The organism is Pseudomonas sp. R11F (assembly GCF_050312575.1).
GTDB classification, from domain to species: domain Bacteria; phylum Pseudomonadota; class Gammaproteobacteria; order Pseudomonadales; family Pseudomonadaceae; genus Aquipseudomonas; species Aquipseudomonas palleroniana.
On sequence record NZ_JBNPJU010000065.1, the window covers coordinates 19,400 to 36,227 of the forward strand.

The 16,828-nt window shown below is 60.8% G+C and carries 19 protein-coding genes; 7 read left to right on the plus strand and 12 right to left on the minus strand.

Annotated features, from left to right (window positions below):
- Positions 1-50 precede the first annotated feature (50 nt).
- Genes ACQRBV_RS18665 through ACQRBV_RS18675 form a run of 3 tightly spaced genes read left to right on the plus strand, consistent with a single transcriptional unit; the run spans position 51 to position 1,620 of the window.
- Positions 51-1,172, plus strand: a complete 1,122-nt coding sequence (locus tag ACQRBV_RS18665) for an MFS transporter (RefSeq protein ID WP_090370235.1) — start codon at positions 51-53, stop codon at positions 1,170-1,172.
- A 56-nt stretch (positions 1,173-1,228) separates the two neighbouring features.
- Entirely contained in the window at positions 1,229-1,405 is a 177-nt protein-coding gene (locus ACQRBV_RS18670; protein ID WP_244385563.1) for a hypothetical protein, read from the plus strand.
- A gap of 14 nt (positions 1,406-1,419) precedes the next feature.
- The gene (locus ACQRBV_RS18675) at positions 1,420-1,620 is read left to right on the plus strand and encodes a DUF6021 family protein (RefSeq protein WP_411984393.1); all 201 of its coding nucleotides are present in this window, start codon (positions 1,420-1,422) and stop codon (positions 1,618-1,620) included.
- A 21-nt stretch (positions 1,621-1,641) separates the two neighbouring features.
- Here the strand turns inward: ACQRBV_RS18675 and ACQRBV_RS18680 are convergent, their stop codons facing one another.
- The 5 genes from ACQRBV_RS18680 to glnH are packed head-to-tail and all read right to left on the minus strand — an operon-like array spanning position 1,642 to position 5,771.
- A complete protein-coding gene (locus ACQRBV_RS18680) occupies positions 1,642-2,547 on the minus strand; it encodes a MurR/RpiR family transcriptional regulator (RefSeq protein WP_090370240.1) in 906 nt (301 codons plus the stop codon).
- Positions 2,548-2,571: 24 nt separating this feature from the next.
- Positions 2,572-3,612: a C45 family autoproteolytic acyltransferase/hydolase gene (locus ACQRBV_RS18685; RefSeq protein WP_411984392.1), complete on the minus strand. Its 1,041-nt coding sequence runs from the start codon at positions 3,610-3,612 to the stop codon at positions 2,572-2,574.
- A gap of 9 nt (positions 3,613-3,621) precedes the next feature.
- Positions 3,622-4,344, minus strand: coding sequence for a glutamine ABC transporter ATP-binding protein GlnQ (gene glnQ / locus ACQRBV_RS18690; RefSeq protein WP_060755681.1), 723 nt, complete (start codon positions 4,342-4,344; stop codon positions 3,622-3,624).
- Positions 4,341-4,997 (minus strand): glutamine ABC transporter permease GlnP, encoded by a 657-nt coding sequence (gene glnP, locus ACQRBV_RS18695; protein WP_060755680.1) that lies wholly within the window; start codon positions 4,995-4,997, stop codon positions 4,341-4,343. The genes glnQ and glnP overlap by 4 nt, the downstream gene beginning before the upstream one ends.
- 30 nt (positions 4,998-5,027) lie before the next feature.
- Complete coding sequence (gene glnH / locus ACQRBV_RS18700) at positions 5,028-5,771, minus strand: glutamine ABC transporter substrate-binding protein GlnH (protein ID WP_060755679.1); 744 nt, start codon at positions 5,769-5,771, stop codon at positions 5,028-5,030.
- A 356-nt stretch (positions 5,772-6,127) separates the two neighbouring features.
- Here glnH and ACQRBV_RS18705 point away from each other — a divergent pair, with 356 nt between their 5' ends.
- Positions 6,128-7,456: an aspartate aminotransferase family protein gene (locus ACQRBV_RS18705; RefSeq protein WP_060755678.1), complete on the plus strand. Its 1,329-nt coding sequence runs from the start codon at positions 6,128-6,130 to the stop codon at positions 7,454-7,456.
- A gap of 12 nt (positions 7,457-7,468) precedes the next feature.
- Complete coding sequence (locus ACQRBV_RS18710; RefSeq protein ID WP_411984391.1) at positions 7,469-8,032, plus strand: carboxymuconolactone decarboxylase family protein; 564 nt, start codon at positions 7,469-7,471, stop codon at positions 8,030-8,032.
- Between the two features lie 60 nt (positions 8,033-8,092).
- On the opposite strand, the gene ACQRBV_RS18715 is transcribed toward ACQRBV_RS18710, so the two are convergent.
- Complete coding sequence (locus tag ACQRBV_RS18715; protein WP_060755676.1) at positions 8,093-8,329, minus strand: DUF6555 family protein; 237 nt, start codon at positions 8,327-8,329, stop codon at positions 8,093-8,095.
- 120 nt (positions 8,330-8,449) lie between these two features.
- Between ACQRBV_RS18715 and ACQRBV_RS18720 the strand changes: the two genes are divergently transcribed.
- Together ACQRBV_RS18720 and ACQRBV_RS18725 are read left to right on the plus strand one after the other, a co-directional pair.
- Positions 8,450-9,274 (plus strand): arylamine N-acetyltransferase family protein, encoded by an 825-nt coding sequence (locus ACQRBV_RS18720; RefSeq protein WP_411984390.1) that lies wholly within the window; start codon positions 8,450-8,452, stop codon positions 9,272-9,274.
- Positions 9,275-9,413: 139 nt separating this feature from the next.
- Positions 9,414-10,166, plus strand: coding sequence for an outer membrane beta-barrel protein (locus ACQRBV_RS18725; RefSeq protein WP_060755674.1), 753 nt, complete (start codon positions 9,414-9,416; stop codon positions 10,164-10,166).
- A 386-nt stretch (positions 10,167-10,552) separates the two neighbouring features.
- Here the strand turns inward: ACQRBV_RS18725 and nuoN are convergent, their stop codons facing one another.
- From nuoN to nuoI, 6 genes are read right to left on the minus strand one after another with little or no spacing between them, the layout of a single operon-like run.
- Positions 10,553-12,016, minus strand: coding sequence for an NADH-quinone oxidoreductase subunit NuoN (gene nuoN, locus ACQRBV_RS18730; protein WP_060755672.1), 1,464 nt, complete (start codon positions 12,014-12,016; stop codon positions 10,553-10,555).
- 7 nt (positions 12,017-12,023) lie between these two features.
- Positions 12,024-13,556 carry an NADH-quinone oxidoreductase subunit M gene (nuoM, locus tag ACQRBV_RS18735; RefSeq protein WP_016974046.1) on the minus strand — a complete coding sequence of 511 codons (1,533 nt, stop codon included), beginning with the start codon at positions 13,554-13,556 and terminating at the stop codon, positions 12,024-12,026.
- 39 nt (positions 13,557-13,595) lie between these two features.
- Positions 13,596-15,449: an NADH-quinone oxidoreductase subunit L gene (gene nuoL / locus ACQRBV_RS18740; protein WP_090370255.1), complete on the minus strand. Its 1,854-nt coding sequence runs from the start codon at positions 15,447-15,449 to the stop codon at positions 13,596-13,598.
- On the minus strand, positions 15,446-15,754 hold the full coding sequence (gene nuoK, locus ACQRBV_RS18745; RefSeq protein ID WP_003174727.1) for an NADH-quinone oxidoreductase subunit NuoK: 309 nt from the start codon (positions 15,752-15,754) through the stop codon (positions 15,446-15,448). The genes nuoL and nuoK overlap by 4 nt, the downstream gene beginning before the upstream one ends.
- Before the next feature lie 2 nt (positions 15,755-15,756).
- Entirely contained in the window at positions 15,757-16,260 is a 504-nt protein-coding gene (gene nuoJ / locus ACQRBV_RS18750; RefSeq protein ID WP_060755670.1) for an NADH-quinone oxidoreductase subunit J, read from the minus strand.
- Between the two features lie 9 nt (positions 16,261-16,269).
- Complete coding sequence (gene nuoI, locus ACQRBV_RS18755; protein WP_003174725.1) at positions 16,270-16,818, minus strand: NADH-quinone oxidoreductase subunit NuoI; 549 nt, start codon at positions 16,816-16,818, stop codon at positions 16,270-16,272.
- Between the last annotated feature and the right edge of the window lie 10 nt (positions 16,819-16,828).

The following is a 16,828-nucleotide window of genomic DNA, read 5'->3' on the forward strand; positions in this document are numbered from 1 at the left end:
GTCGGGAAGGCTACCGTGGCGGCCTGAATATTTCGGAATGTTTCAGTATTATGTCGGTCCAGGCTCAACGCACTGCTGATGTGTCTTCCCGCCGCGCCGCGCTGACCCTCGCGTTATGCCTGCCCAGCGATGTGTTGCTCTACCTGCTGCTGCCCATGGAGTCCCAGGCCTTTGGCATCACCCTGGCCCAGGCCGGCGTGCTGCTGGCGGCTAACCGGCTGGTGCGGATTTTCGGCTATCGCCATGTGCTGAATTTCTACGCACGCCATGGTGACCGGTTGACCTGCATGATCGCGGCGGGGGCGGCGACCGTCTGCGCCGTGGGCAACTCGATGCTCTCGGGTTTCGCTGCGTTGCTGGGGTTGCGGCTGATCTGGGGCCTGTGTTTTGCCGCGTTGAACCTCTCCACCCAGGTGCTGGCGACTTCGGAGCCTGCCGGCGCGGCACGCCGGGCCGGGCGCTCACGGGCGATGATTGCGCTCGGGCCAATGCTGGCCTTGCCCCTGGGCGGCTGGCTGACCTTATGGGCCGGGCCACGGCCGATCTTTCTGATTCTGGCCGGCAGCTGCTTGTTGGGGGTGTGGGCGGCGCACGGCCTGCCCAGGGTCGGCCATGACTTGCACAGTGCGGGGCGCCGTTTCAAATGGCCCGACAGCGTGGCGACCTGGTCGTTTATCGAAGGCGTGGCGCTGGACGGACTCTTTATCTTTGGCCTGTCGATCCAGGCGCAGAAGCTGCTGGGGGGCGATGCAGTACTGATCGCCGGTGGCCTGATGGCCCTGCGGTATGCTTCGGAGATGCTCCTCAGCCCGCTCGGTGGTCGTGCGGCGCAACGCTTCGGGGCCACTTCGATGCTGCTGCTGTTTTCGTTCCTGAGCGCCTTGGCCCTGGCGGCGTTCGGCAGTTACTGGGTGGTCATCGGCGCGGCGGCGGTGCTGGTGCTGCGCGCACTGCAACTGCCATTGGTGACCACCCTGGTCGCGGAGCGCAACCCGGGCTCGATGCGCGTGTCGGCACTGGCCTCCAACGCGGTGTGGCGGGATATCGGCGCGGGCCTGGGGCCGTTGCTGGCGGGCCTGTTGCTGCCGGTGGCTGCGGCGCCCTGGGTGTTCGGCCTGGCCGGCGCGGCGATTGCGCTGAGCGCGGTGTTCTGCTGGCGGGCAAAAAGTTGAACGATGGCGCACGGCGGTTTCTCTAACCCTGTGTAGACCCTTTGAGGTGAACCATCATGTCCGAATACAAACAGCCACCGCCCGGCACCCCGAACCCTGACCGCACACCCGGTGAAGAGGAGCGCGACAACGATGCGTTGCGTCCCAACGACCCGGCGGAGCGTCAGGACAACGATGTGGAACGGGTCGAGCACGACCTTGACAACCTCCACGACAAAGCCCGCCCGCTCTGAGCAAGGAGGTTGCCGTGAATGACACGCCCAAAGGCCCGCGTTCGAGCGAGCACGCCAGCGGCCAGGATGAGTTGGGGTTTGACCCGGATTCGCCGGACGTGGCGGACCCGCAGGTGGACCCTGTCGGTCCGGCTATCGCCCCGTTGGATAAGGACAAGCAAGACCAGGATGAAAACAAGCCGCCCTATGACCCGTTGGGCGACCTGAAGCCTTGAACAGGAAGTTGAGCGCGGTTCTCACAGCGAGGCGTTAAGTTCATCGATCAGTGTCTCGCGGTACTTCAACGCCGAGATCGACCGATCGCCGAGCTTGCTTGCCACCGCGCTCAACAAGCCTTGGGCGAGCAACATGAAGGCGCACATGCTGTTACTGAAAAACAGGCTGTGATTGGGCACATAGAAGCTGTGCAGCGCCACTTTGGCCAGTGGCGAGCTGGAGGAGTCGGTCAGCGCAATGACTTTGATCCCATGGCGCGCTGCAATCTCGGCGGTGGCCAGCACACTGGGGGTGTAGGGGAAGCAGCTGGCGACCACCAACACGTCCCCCATGTCCAGTTGTGCCAGGGCATCCGCCACGCCTTGGCGGCTGGAGTCGAGGGCCGACACATCCGGGCGCAGCATGCCCAGGCCATACGACATGAACAGCGCCAGTGAATTGAACTGCCGCATGCCATGAATCCGCACTCGGCGCGCCTCGGCCAGCAGTTCTACGGTCTGTACGAACACCTCGGGATCGACCTGTTCGATCATGCTGGCGATGTTGGCGCTTTCCTGGCGGCCCAGGCGGGTCAGTTGGTTGAGGATGTCCTTGTCTTCATGATTGACCACCAGCCGTGAGGCCTGGTCGCTGTAGAAGTGCTTGCCCTCGGTAATTTCCCGCCGAAACACATCCTGCAACTTGCTGAAGCCACCGTAGCCCAGGCGTTGCGCCAGCCTCGAGAGTGTCGAGGCATTGACGTCCAGTTGCTCCGCCAGCTCACTGATCGAGGACACCGCCGTGCGTTGCGGGGACTCGATCAGCGCCATCAACACTCGCCTGGAACTGCTGCCCAGCGCGATATCGACGTCGCGCCGTTCGATAGCCGCGAGCAATTGCTTGAGGCCGTCCAGCGTGTCGGGAAGGGCTGTCAGGGCTTTATTCATCACAGGGTCCATGTCAATGAGTGGCTACGCACCCAGGTGAACCACGCCTTCGGCAGCGGCTTGGTCGGTGTCAGGCTGCGTATAAATGCGCCACTCTACAGTGTTGGCGCTGATCCGAAAAACGCCGGTTGCCAAGGTGTTCTCATCGTCCGGATCATCCGCCGCACTGCGGTACACCGGCAGATGCCCACCGGAGGTGTCACGCAGCAGCGTCAGCGCAACCTCCGCGTGCAATGCGCCAGGCCATTGCAGCAGCTGCATATTGATACAGCGTTGCCTGGCGCCGGAGCTGTCGGTGATGCGCTGTGCCACCTGGCTCAATGCTGGCGCAACCAGATGGTTGGAATGCCCGACCGGCGCCTGGATTTCACGCACGTGGCTCGCGCCGGCGCACGCTTCCACGCTGACCACCCGTAGGCTCCCCGCCTGGCCGAACGTGTGGTGAAACGCGCCGGCGCGGTCGGTGCGTGTCACGATCGAGATCGCCTCATCAAGGGTGCTCGCGTCCAGCGTCGCGCGCCCCAGGATCTGGCGTGGGATGCCGGAGGGGATATGCAAGGGCCGGATATTGTTGACGGTCGCCACCAGCCCGCGCTCATTCACCGCCAGTGTGTGCCCGGGCAGTGAGCCGGGGTAAACAAAGCTGGTGAACGCCAGGCCGGCATCCGGCGTGGCATGCAGCAGTGCGCAATGGCCTCTGAGTTGCGGGAAGCCGTCTTCGTTATGGGCGATCAGCGTACCGCCTTGGGTGGGGCCGAATACGGTCGTGCAGCCATCCACGCTGTGGGGGTGCACGTAGTCGCCTCGGCAATTCCACATGAACACCTCATCCACCGGCAACTGCAAGCCGTCGGCCAGCCCTTCGAGTTCCTGCCAGTAACGCGGGAACTCGTCTTGCACCCGCTGGCGCATCTGCCAGGCCGCCGGGGTGTGTGCCTGCGCCGCCAGGTATTGCCAGAGGGCAAGGGGACGCAAGTGCGTAGCCACCGCAGCGCGGCCGAAAACTCCCAGCCCGCGGCCGATCGAATAGGCACTTCCATCAAGATGAATAGAGGGCAGTGTCATTGCATCTCCTCACGATACATGTTGCAGAAACTCGCGCAGGCGCGGGCTTGGCGGGTTGGCGATGAGTTCGGCGGGCGGGCCGTCCTCTGCGATGCGGCCCTTGTCGATGAAGATCAGGCGCGTGGCAACCTTGCGTGCGAAATCCACTTCGTGGGTGACGATCACCATGGTCATGCCTTCATCGGCCAGCGATTTCATCACGGTCAGCACTTCGTGGCGCAATTCCGGATCCAGCGCGGATGTCGGTTCGTCAAACAGCATGAGCTTGGGCTTGACCGCCAATGCCCGTGCGATGGCGACGCGTTGCTGCTGGCCGCCGGACAGCTCGGAGGGGAAGTGATTGGCACGTTCGGCCAAACCGACTTTTGCCAGCAGCTCGGCGGCCAGTTGCTCGGCCTCAGTACGGCTGGCGCCGCGTACCCGTACCGGGCCGAAGGCGACGTTCTGCAGCGCCGTCATCTGAGGGAACAGGTGAAACTGCTGGAACACCATGCCCGCTTCCTGGCGGATCAGACGCTCATCGACCTTGGGGTCGTTGACCTCCAGGCCATCGACGATCAGTTGGCCGTCGGTGATCTCTTCGAGTTTGTTGATGCAGCGCAGCAGGGTGGATTTACCCGAGCCCGACGGGCCGATGATGACGACCACTTCACCGCTGGCGATCTTGAGGTTGATGTCGTGCAGCACCTGAGTGCTGCCGAAGTGCTTGGACACACCTTTGAACTCGATCATAGGATTTTCAGCCTCGATTCCATACGTCGCAGTACATAGCTCAGCACCAACGTAATGATCAGATAGATAACGGCGACCGCAGACCAGATTTCCATCGCGCGGAAATTGCCGGCGATCACTTCCTGGCCCTGGCGGGTCAATTCGGCGACACCGATCACGATGAACAGCGACGTATCCTTGATGCTGACGATCCATTGGTTGCCCAGCGCCGGGATCATCCGGCGGAACGCCAGCGGGGCGATCACATAGCGCAGCGTATCGCGCCTGGACAGGCCCAGCGCCAACCCGGCTTCGCGGAAACCTCGATTGATCGACAACACCGCGCCGCGGGTGATCTCGGCGATGTAGGCGCCGGAGTTGAACATGATGGTCACGACGGCAGCCGAGAATGGATCGATGCGCACCGGAATCATCATCGGTAGCGCAAAGTAGATGAACATGACCTGCACCATGATCGGTGTGCCACGGATCAGTTCGATGAAAACAAGCGCAACACGGCTGCTGATAAAACCACCGTAGGCACGGGCAAAACCCGCACCTACGCCGATGACGGCACCACCGATCAGACCCAGGATCGAAATCCACAAGGTCAGCTTGGCGCCGTCGAGCAGGACCGGCAGCGCATCCCAAATGGCGCTCCATTGGAAATGCATGCTGAATTCTCTATTGAGGAAGGACGGGGGTTATTGCGGATCGGTGCCGAACCACTTGCGATAGATCTGCGCGTAGGTGCCGTTCTCGCGAATCTTCTTCAGTGCCGCGTTGACCGGCTCGCGCAATTCGCTGCCTTTGGGGAAACCGATGCCGTACTGCTGCGCGAGCATCTGTTGGCCGACGGCCTTCACCTGGCCTTCGCCTGCCGTCTTGATGTAGTACAGGACGTTAGGCGTGTCGTGCATGGCGGCATCGACACGGCCGGTGCGCAGCTCCAGGTAGGCGTTATCGATATTGGGGAACTGGCGCAGTTCGCTGGCTTTCAGGTTGGCCTTGGCGTAGTCCGCTGCCGAGGTGCCGCTTTTTACCGCCAGGGTCTTGCCGGCGATATCCGCTTCACCTTTGATGGTGTTGTTGTCGCTTTTGACCATCAACAGGAAACCGCTGTTGTAGTAACCATCGGAGAAGTCGATGGCTTGCTTGCGCTCTTCCTTGATCGTGATCCCGGCGAGCGCTACGTCGACATTATGGGTTTGCAGGGCAGGGATGATGCCGTTGAAGTCCATGGGCTTGAGCTGGTAGCTGACGCCCATTTCTTTGGCAATGGCGGCCCACAGGTCGATGTCGAAGCCCACGTATTCGTTGCCTTGCTTGAACTCGAACGGTACGAACGCGGTGTCGGTCGCGACCAGCAGTTCCTTGCTCGCAGCGAAGCTGCTTGAGGTGGTGACCAGTGCCAGTGCCGCCAGTGAGACCTTCAGAAAGTGCTTCATGGGTATTTTCTCTTCAGGGGGAAACAAGCCCGAGGCTAGCCTGGGGCGATGGGGATAGCGGCAGTCAATTTTTTGAGTGATCCACAGGAATTCACTCCACTTTTTTGTTATAGGCCCGGCTAGCCACCCGAAAGAGGAGGCGCACGACACATTTGCTTTTTAGCAAAATATACATGCATTTATTTTGCGTGCAACTATATTTTGCATGGCTGGCGCGCCACGAAAAAAGGTTTTAAGCCATAAAAGTCTGGGTTTTACGGGTTTATTTGAGCGGTGAGGCACTGAATGGTTATGCAAAAAATAATTGCATTTAAAAAATCTGCATCTATTATTTGCAAAAAACCGGAGCGGCATCCATGAGCCACGTCTTTCATCGCAGCCTTACACAAAGCTACCCCATTGCAGTCAAGGGCGAAGGGCCTTACCTGATCGACGCCAATCAACGTCGTTACCTGGATGCCAGTGGTGGCGCTGCGGTGTCGTGCCTGGGCCACAGCGACCCGGACGTGATCGAGGCGGTGCGTCGGCAGGTGGGGCAGTTGGCTTATGCCCACACCTCCTTCTTTACCACGCAGGTGATGGAGGAACTGGCTGATTTCCTGGTGGCACGAGCCCCGGCGGGCATCGATTCGGTGTATTTCGTTTCAGGCGGTTCGGAGGCGATAGAAGCGGCGCTGAAACTCGCTCGCCAATACTTCATCGAGATCGGCCAGCCCCAGCGCAAGCACCTGATCGCACGGCGCCAGAGCTATCACGGCAATACCCTGGGTGCGCTGGCGACCGGTGGTAATGAATGGCGGCGCAGGCAGTTTGAACCGCTGCTGATTGACGTCAGTCATGTCAGCCCATGCTATGCCTATCGCCAGCAACAGGACGGTGAATCCGCCGAAGCGCTGGGCGTGCGCCTGGCTGGCGAACTGGAAGCGGAAATCCTGCGTCTGGGGGCTGAAAACGTCATGGCGTTTGTCGCCGAGCCTGTGGTCGGCGCGACGCTGGGCGCGGTGACTGCGGTGCCGGGCTATTTCAAACGTATCCGAGACGTGTGCGACCGCCATGGCGTCTTGTTGATTCTGGATGAAGTCATGTGCGGCATGGGCCGTACCGGCAGTTTGTTTGCTGCAGAGCAGGAAGGCATCACGGCGGATCTGATCACCATCGCCAAAGGGCTGGGCGCCGGTTACCAGCCCATCGGCGCAACGCTGGTGAGCCGGAAAATCCGTGATGCGATCGCCTCGGGCTCTGGGTTCTTTCAGCACGGCCATACCTATATCGGCCACGCCACCGCCTGCGCCGCCGCGCTGGCGGTACAGAAAGCCATCGAGTCGCGTGGGTTGCTCGCCCAAGTCAACCGCTTGGGGGAGGGCCTGCGTGAGCGTTTGCTGGATCGTTTCGCCGAGCATCCGCACATTGGTGATATCCGCGGCCGTGGGCTGTTCCAGGGCATCGAACTGGTCGCCGACCGCAACAGCAAGGCGCCTTTCGACCCGGCTCTCAAGCTGCACGCCAAACTCAAGCAGGCGGCCATGGCTGAAGGCTTGATGTGCTACCCCATGGGCGGAACCATCGACGGGCAGCGGGGCGATCATATCCTTCTGGCACCGCCGTTCATTCTTGAGGATCATCACCTTGATGAGATCGCCGACAAACTGCTGGTTGCGGTGACGACCACGTTGAAGAACCGCTGAGGGGAGCGCGCAATGGCTATTCAATCGCGTCTAAGCGAGTTGACCGAAGCGTCGATGAGCGATGCCCAGCGCGCTGTGCTCAAGGAGATCCTGGCAGGGCCGCGTGGAAATCTGGATGGGCCTTTCCTGGCCTGGATCCACAGCCCGCAACTGGCGAACCATGCACAGCGGCTGGGGGCCTTTTGTCGTTATGGCACGCAACTGGAACTGCGCCTTACCGAGTTGGCGATCCTGTTTACGGCAGCCTGGTGGCAGTCCCAGGCCGAGTGGCAGATTCATGAGCCCATTGCGCGCTCAGCCGGTGTCAGTGATGCGGTCATCGAAGCGTTGCAGCAGCAGGCAGCGCCGCCCTTTACCCGTGAGGACGAGGCGTTGGTCTATCGCCTCGGCAAGATGCTTTATGAAACCCGGCGTATCGATGACGCGCTCTATGCACAGGCGATAGCGGCTTTCGGAGAGCCGGCCGTGGTCGAGCTTGTCGGTGTTTTTGGCTACTACGCGCTGGTGGCGATGACGCTGAATGTGTTCGCGGTGCGCCGTGATACGGATGCACCACTGCCATTTGTCGAGCGCTGAACAGTCTGTCCTGTGTCTGATCTATAAAAAAGCCCCACCTTTATGGTGGGGCTTGTTCTTTCACTTGGGGGCTGTCCACGTTACCTCGGTAATCCCGAATTTTTCCGCCTTGGGCCGGGTGGTTTTCTTCACCTGTTCATGCCCCACGCGCCCCACGCGACTGACGTGCGCAACGTCGGCATCAACCGCTGCCCAGTGCCATGCCTCAGCGTTGTTCATCACTTCGGCACGCACTACAAACGACTTCGGTTGACCGTGCAGTTGATAGTGAATGGTGTAAATCTTCGCGGTACTCATGTTGCCTCCCTGTCTTGTTATAGATGGATAGGTTGGCGCCGAGAAAGGTTCATTCAAAATGACAAGCCGTTGGCTGGCGCGGCATAGTGACGCCTTCGCCACGCGCTCAAGGATCGCGCCATGTCCCACCCCACTGACAGCCGCCTGACTCACAGCCAGCTTTATCTGCAACGCCTGGGCTACGCTTCGCCCCCACCGCCGACCCTTGAAACCCTGCAAGCGCTGCAATTGCGCCACGTGTGCACCTTTGCCTTCGAGAGCTTGTCGACCTTGTTGCACAGGCCGGTACCCATCGACTTGCCCAGTGTCGAGCAAAAAATCCTGTTGGATGGGCGCGGCGGGTATTGCTATGAGCTGAACCAGATGTTCCTGGCGCTGTTGCAGGAGCTCGGCTTCGACGCACGGGGCATCACCGGCCGCGTGGTGCTGGGTGGTCCGGCGGATGCGCACACGGCGCGCACCCACCGCTTGAGCCTGGTGACCCTGGAGGGCGCGCGCTATATCACGGATGTCGGCTTTGGCGGCATGGTGCCCAGCAGCCCGTTGCAACTGGACACCCAAGCGCAGCAGGCCACGGCCCATGAACCTTATCGGCTGACCTTCGACGGGCAGGGCAGTTACACCCTGTGGGTGCTGGTCGCCGGGGAGTGGCGCGGTTTGTATGTGTTCGACCTGCAAGTGCAGGCCGCCATCGACTACGAAATCGGCAACTGGTACGTCTCTACACGCCCTGACTCGGTGTTCCTCGGCCAGTTGAAAGCGGCACGGTTGGCGCCGGGTAAGCGTTATACCCTGGCCAATGCCCACTATGCGGTGCATAGCCTGGACGGGCCCAGCGAAAAGCGCGTGATCGACAGTGCGGATGAACTGCTGGCACTGCTGCAAGAGACCTTTGGTATTCACCTGCCAACCGATCCCAAGCTTCGCGAAGCGCTTAGTGGCTAACACTGCAGAGCATTGAGTTAGAGCCATCGCTGAACCGTTTTACCTCCAAAACGATGCAAATTAATTCGAACCTTTGCCAACGGCTGAGGTTCGAAGCGGTTCCTGAATAATTTGCTCACTCACAAGGAGATGTAAAACGATGTCCAAGCTATTCGGAAAAATCTTCAAGGGTTCCTCCCTGTTGGCGCTGGTCGCTGCACCTGCCGTGGTGTTCGCGGCACCGCCTACCGGCCCTATTTCCACCTTCGGTATCCTGGGTAGCTATAACGATTTCAAATTCGAAGGCGGCAGCGCAAGCGACAAGAGCCACATGCCTGAAGCCGGGCTGTTCTACAACTTCGGCAACAAGCTGACTGCCGAATCCGGTTTCATCTATCAAGCCGGTATCGAAGCCAAGTACGGCGAAAAAAGCGACGACAAGCTCAAGGAAGGTCAGGCTGACCTGGACCTCGGCTGGCGCGCCGCGCTGGATGCGCGCAACTTCGTCGACGTGATTGTGGGCGGTGGCTACACCTGGACCCGCTATGAGCCCGACACCAACGGCTATGACGTCAAGCTCACCAATAAATCGCCATTCGCCAAGCTGGCACTGGGCTACAACCACCAGTTCGATGACATGACCCTGCGCGTTGAAGCCGGTGCCCGTCAGACCATCGACGGCCGCGCCAAACTCAAAGTGGATGGCGTGGGCAGTGACACTGTGGACCTCAAGGATCGCACCAACCCCTACGCCGAAGTCAGCCTGCTGATGAACCAAAATGGCAATCTGCCGGTGATGGCGGGCTTGTACTACACCCGCACCGAATACAAGCTCGACGAAGACTCCTTTACCGCCGACAACACCAAGCTCAAGCGTGATGAGTACGGTTTCAAGGTGGGTATCGCGTTTTAAGGCTGCGATTGAGCCAGACACGTCGACTTGAATGAAAAACGCCCCGAAGTGATTCGGGGCGTTTTTTTTGCGCCGTTTATCTGTGTGGAGCGTTTTGTGGTGATGGGGGAGTGTGGAGACGTTAAAGGTATGGGTTCAACCCAGTGCAGCGAGTTTGCATTTCTGGCGAGCGCGTTTGTCGTGGCGAGGGCGCTTGCTCCCGTTGGGCTGCGTAGCGGCCCTGAAACCTGACGCTGAGATTTCTCTGGGGTAACGCGGTGTCTGTGCTGGGGTCGCTTCGCGCCCCAACGGGAGCAAGCTCCCTCGCCAAAGGAAATGTAATCAATGGCAAGAATGCAAAACGGCGCCCGAAGGCGCCGTTCTGTTGACTGCATGTGCCTAAGCGATCAAACGCCCAACACCGCGTGCTGCACCAGGGTGAGCAACGGTTGTGGGTACACGCCCAGGAAGAACGCGAGCAGGGCGATGGCCAGCAGCATTACGCCACCGGCTTTCTGTTCCCAGTGCAGCTCGGCATCCACACGACGCAGGTTTGGCTCGATCAGGTACAGGGTGACCATCACGCGCAGGTAGTAGAACACGCCAATGGCGCTACCCAGCACCAGGGATGCCACCAGCCACCATTCGTGCGCCTCGACACCGGTCGCCACGATGTAGAACTTGCCGATGAAGCCGGCCGTCAGCGGGATACCCGCCAGGGACAGCATCATCACGGTCAGTACGGCGGTCAGGTACGGACGGCGCCAGAACAGGCCGCGGTATTCGTACAGGGCATCAGCGTCACGGCCTTTGAACGGCGAGGACATCAGGGTGATCACGCCGAACGCGCCGAGGCTGGTGATCACGTAGGTGACCAGATACACACCCATGGCTTCCACGGCCAGGCCTTTGCTCGCCACCAGGGCGATCAGCAGGTAGCCGAAGTGCGCGATGGACGAGTAACCCAGCAGACGCTTGAGGTTGTTCTGGGTCAGGGCCAGCAGGTTACCGAACAGGATCGACGCGATGGCGATCACGGTCAGCACGGTGCTCAGCACGCCGGTGTTGGCGGCAGGCGAGATCTGGAACAGACGCACCATCACCGCGAACACGGCCACCTTCGACGCCGTGGCCAGGAACGCAGCCACCGGCGCCGGGGCGCCTTCGTACACGTCCGGGGTCCACAGGTGGAAGGGTACCAGCGACAGCTTGAACGCCAGGCCGATCAGCATCATCGCCAGGCCCAGTTGGGCAATCGGCGCAGGCATGCTGGTGGTGGCCAGGGCGTGACCGATGCCGGTGAAGCTCAGGTTGCCGGCTTCGGCGTAGAGCAGGGCCATACCGAACAACAGGAACGCGGAACCGGCGGCCGACAGCACCATGTACTTGATGCCGGCTTCCAGGGAGCGCTTGTTGAAGAAGGCGTAGGCCACCAGGCCGTAGGTCGGGATCGACAGCAGTTCCAGGCCGATGAACAAGCCGGCCAGGTGCTGTGCGCTGACCAACACGATGCCACCGGCCGCAGCCAGCAGGATCAGCAGGTACAGCTCTTCCTTGTTGCCCGGGTAGCCGGTGCCGCCTTCGCCCATGTAGGCGTGGGCGAGGGTGACGCACGCCAGGGTGGCTACGAGGATCAACGCGATGTACAGCAGCGCGAAGTCATCGACCATCATCAGCGGGGTCACCGCCAGTGGCGCGACCTTGAGGGCCGGAATGATCGACAGCAAGGCCAGGTTCAGGCCGGCACAGGACAGCAGGAACGTTTGCGAGTGATTGCGGCGCCAGGCGATCGCCAGCATCACCACCACGATGGTGAGGCTGGTGATCAGCAGCGGCGCAAGCGCGATAAAGTGTTGGATCGTGAATTCCATAGCGCTCTTACCGGGCCGAAGCGAGTTGAGAGAAGGCGGTGCCGAACCACTGCTGCACGCCATGCATCGTTGCGGCAGAAGTGTCCAGGAACGGTTGCGGGTAAACGCCGATGTAGATCAGCAGTACCGCAAGGCCGAGCACCATGATCAGTTCGCGAGCATCCATCCCTTGCAGGACGGTGTCGGACTTGGCCGGGCCGAAGTAGGCGCGGTGGATCATGATCAGCGAGTAGACCGAGCCGAATACCAGGCCGGATGTAGCGATGGCGCTGATCCACGGTGTCTGTACGAACGAGCCCATCAGGATCAGGAATTCGCCGATGAAGTTACCGGTGCCCGGCAGGCCCAGGGACGCCGCGGCAAAGAACAGGCTGATCGCCGGCAGGTAGGCGATGCGCGACCACACGCCACCCATCTCACGCATGTCACGGGTGTGCAGGCGTTCGTACAACTGGCCACTCAGGATAAAGAGGGCAGCGGCCGAGACACCGTGGGCCAGCATCTGGATCACTGCGCCTTGCAACGCCAGCTGGCTGCCGGAGTAGATGCCGATCAGTACGAAACCCATGTGCGAAACGGACGAGAACGCGATCAGACGCTTGATGTCGGTTTGCGCGAAGGCCAGGAACGCGCCGTAGAAGATCCCGATCAGACCCAGGGTCATGGCGATCGGCGCGAACTCGGCCGAGGCATTCGGGAACAGCGGCAGGGCGAAACGCAGCAGACCATACGCCGCGGTCTTCAACAGGATACCGGCCAGGTCGACCGAACCTGCTGTTGGCGCCTGGGCGTGAGCGTCAGGCAGCCAGGAGTGGAACGGCACCACCGGCAGCTTCACCGCGAATGCGATGAAGAAGCCCAGCATCAGGATGTACTCGGTGGTCAGGGACATCTTGGTTTTCAACAGGTCGGCGTAGTTGAAGGTAATCACGCCGGTGTTGTTGAAGTTGACCAGTACCAGGCCCAGGATCGCCACCAACATGATCAGGCCGGAAGCCTGGGTGAAGATGAAGAACTTGGTCGCCGCGTAGATCCGGGTTTTCTTGCCGTCCGAAGAACTGTGACCCCAGAGCGCGATGAGGAAGTACATCGGCACCAGCATCATTTCCCAGAAGAAGAAGAACATGAACAGGTCGAGGGCGAGGAACACGCCGACGACGCCGCCCAGGATCCACATCAGGTTCAGGTGGAAGAAGCCCACGTGACGCTGGATTTCTTTCCAGGAGCAGAGTACCGAGAGGATACCCAGCAGGCCGGTCAGCAGGATCATCAACAGCGACAGGCCGTCGAGGGCCAGGTGCACGTTGATGCCGAAGCGCTGGATCCACACGTGCTTGAATTCAAGCGCGAAGGTTGGATCGACACCCGGTGCCGGAGCGAATGAATAGTCACCATGGGCCCACAGCCAGAGGCCGAGTGCGAGTTCCAGGGACATGGTCAGCAACGCAATCCAGCGGGGGAGGGTGGCGCCGAAGCGTTCACCCATCCAGCAGAGCAGGCCGCCGATAAAGGGGATCAGGATTAGCCAGGGCAGAATCATGACGGGCTCGTTTCCTTTCGCAAGTTCGCAAAGTTCATATCAGACCGCTACCACTACGATGGCGCCGATCACTAGCACGGCACCGGCCGCCATGGAAGCTGCATACCAGCGCAGTTGGCCAGTCTCGCTGCGGCTCAGGGCGGTGTGACCGGCCTTGGCGGCACGCGGGATCAAACCGATGGTCTGGTCGAGCGGGTCTTTACGCAGTACATGGCTGATGGCCAGGTATGGCTTGACGAACAGTTTGTCGTAGATCCAGTCGAAGCCCCAGGCAGCGAACCACCAGGCCGAAAGGAAGCGGCCAATGCCACTGTTGGCAACGGCGGTCACGAAGCGACGCTTGCCGAGGAACAGCAGGGCCGCCAGCAGGATACCGGCAATGGCGATGGCGCCCGAGACGATTTCCAGGCTGTGCTGGGCTTCGCCGCCGGCATGGCCGACGCTTTGTGGCAATACGCCGTGCAGTGGCGGTGTGATCATTGCACCGACGAAAGTCGACAGCACGATCAGTACCGACAATGGCAGCCAGTGCGAGATGCCGTGGCCTGCGTGTGCTTCGGTCTTGGCTTCACCGTGGAAGGTGATGAAGATCAGGCGGAAGGTGTACAGCGAGGTCATGAACGCACCCACCAGGCCTGCGTACAGCAGGTTCTGGTTACCGCTGGCAAAGGCTTCCCAGAGGATCTCGTCCTTGGAGTAGAAACCGGCGGTTACCAACGGCAGGGCAGCCAGGGCGGCACCACCGACGATGAAGCTGGCGTAGGCCAACGGCAGTTTTTTCCACAGGCCACCCATCTTGAAGATGTTCTGCTCGTGGTGGCAGGCAACGATTACCGCACCGGAAGCGAGGAACAGCAGGGCCTTGAAGAAGGCGTGGGTCATCAGGTGGAAGATCGCCGCGTCCCAGGCACCGACGCCCAGGGCCAGGAACATGTAGCCGATCTGGCTCATGGTCGAGTAGGCGAGGATGCGCTTGATGTCGGTCTGTACCAGCGCGGCGAAGCCGGCCAGTACCAGGGTCACGCCGCCGACCAGGCCGACCAGGTGCAGGATTTCCGGCGCCAGGGTGAACAGGCCATGGGTACGCGCAATCAGGTAGACACCAGCGGTTACCATGGTTGCGGCGTGGATCAGTGCCGAAACCGGGGTAGGACCGGCCATCGCATCCGCCAGCCAGGTTTGCAGCGGCAGTTGCGCGGATTTACCCACGGCACCGCCCAGCAGCATCAGGGTCGCCAGGGTGATCCAGAAGTCGCCGACCTGGAATTTCTGCGGTGCCAGTACCAGCAGTTCCTGGATGTTCAGCGTGCCCACCTGTTGGAACAGGATGAACAGGCCGATTGCCATGAACACGTCGCCGATACGGGTGACGATAAAGGCCTTGAGTGCCGCGTTACCGTTGTTGCGGTTGCTGTAGTAGAAACCGATCAGCAGGTACGAGCACAGGCCCACGCCTTCCCAGCCGAAGTACAGGAACAACAGGTTATCGCCCAGTACCAGGAACAGCATGCTGGCGATAAACAGGTTGGTGTACGAGAAGAAGCGCGAGTAACCGGCTTCACCGCGCATGTACCAGGACGCGAACAGGTGGATCAGGAAACCCACGCCCACCACCACGCCGAGCATGGTGATCGACAGGCCGTCGATGTAGAGGGCGAAGTTGGGCTTGAAGCCCTCCACCGACATCCACTGCCACAGCACCAGGGTGTAGTGGCCGCCTTCCGGCGGGGCCACGTTGAATTGCCAGATGACGTAGGCGGCAACGATGGCCGACAGGCCAATCGAGCCCACGCCCACCAGGGCCGAGAGGTTTTCCGACCAGCGTCCACGGGAGAACGACAGCAGCAGGAAACCGATCAGGGGAAATACGAAAGTCAGAAAGATCATGTTCATCCGCGCATCTCACTGGCAGCGTCGATATCAAGCGTGTGGAAGCGACGATACAGTTGCAGCAGGATCGCCAGGCCGATACTGGCCTCGGCGGCTGCCAGGCTGATCACCAGGATGAACATGACTTGTCCATCCGGCTGGCCCCAACGTGCACCCGCGACGATGAAGGCCAGTGCTGCGGCGTTCATCATGATTTCCAGGCTCATCAACACGAACAGAATGTTACGGCGGACCATCAGGCCGACCAGGCCAAGGCAGAACAGGATGCCGGCAACCGCCAGACCATGCTCCAAAGGGATAGCAGGCATCGTCATTGCTCCTTGGCTTCGTTGCGGCCCAAGTGGAAGGCGGTGACGGCTGCGGCGAGCAGCAGCATCGACGCCAGTTCGACCACCAGCAGGTACGGGCCGAACAGGCTGACGCCCACGGCTTTCGCATCCACGGTGGTGTGGCCGATGGCCTGGCCGCTCTGGTGAGCGAACAGCACATACAGCAGTTCACCCAGCAGCAGGGCGGCGAGGACAACCGGGCCGAGCCAGATGCCGGGTTTGAGCCAGACGCGCTCCTGGGCGACCGAGGCCGGCCCCAGGTTGAGCATCATCACCACAAACACGAACAGCACCATGATGGCGCCAGCGTAGGCGATCACTTCCAGGACACCGGCGAACGGTGCGCCGAGGCTGAAGAAGGTCATGGCCACGGCGATCAGCGAAATGATCAGGTAGAGCAGGGCGTGCACGGGGTTGGTGTTGGTGATCACGCGAAGCGTGGACACAACCGCGATACCCGATGCGAAATAGAAAGCGAATTCCATCTTTCTTCCTTAAGGCAGCAAGCTCTTCACGTTGATCGGCTCGGCTTCGTTTTGTGCGGCGCCTTTTGGCTTACCGGCAACGGCCATACCTGCAACACGATAGAAGTTGTAATCAGGGTTTTTACCGGGACCAGAGATCAAAAGATCTTCTTTCTCGTACACCAGGTCCTGACGTTTGAACTCGGCCATCTCGAAATCCGGTGTCAGCTGGATCGCGGTGGTCGGGCAAGCTTCCTCGCAGAGGCCGCAGAAAATGCAGCGCGAGAAGTTGATGCGGAAGAAGTCCGGGTACCAGCGACCGTCTTCGGTTTCAGCTTTCTGCAGGGAGATGCAACCCACCGGGCACGCCACGGCGCACAGGTTGCAGGCTACGCAACGCTCTTCGCCATCGGGGTCGCGGGTCAGCACGATGCGGCCGCGATAGCGCGGCGGCAGGTACACCGCTTCTTCCGGGTATTGCAGGGTGTCGCGTTTGCGGAAGCCGTGACCGAACACCATCACCAGGCTTCGCAACTGGGTACCGGTACCCTTAACGATGTCGCCAATATATTTGAACATGGGTCAAATC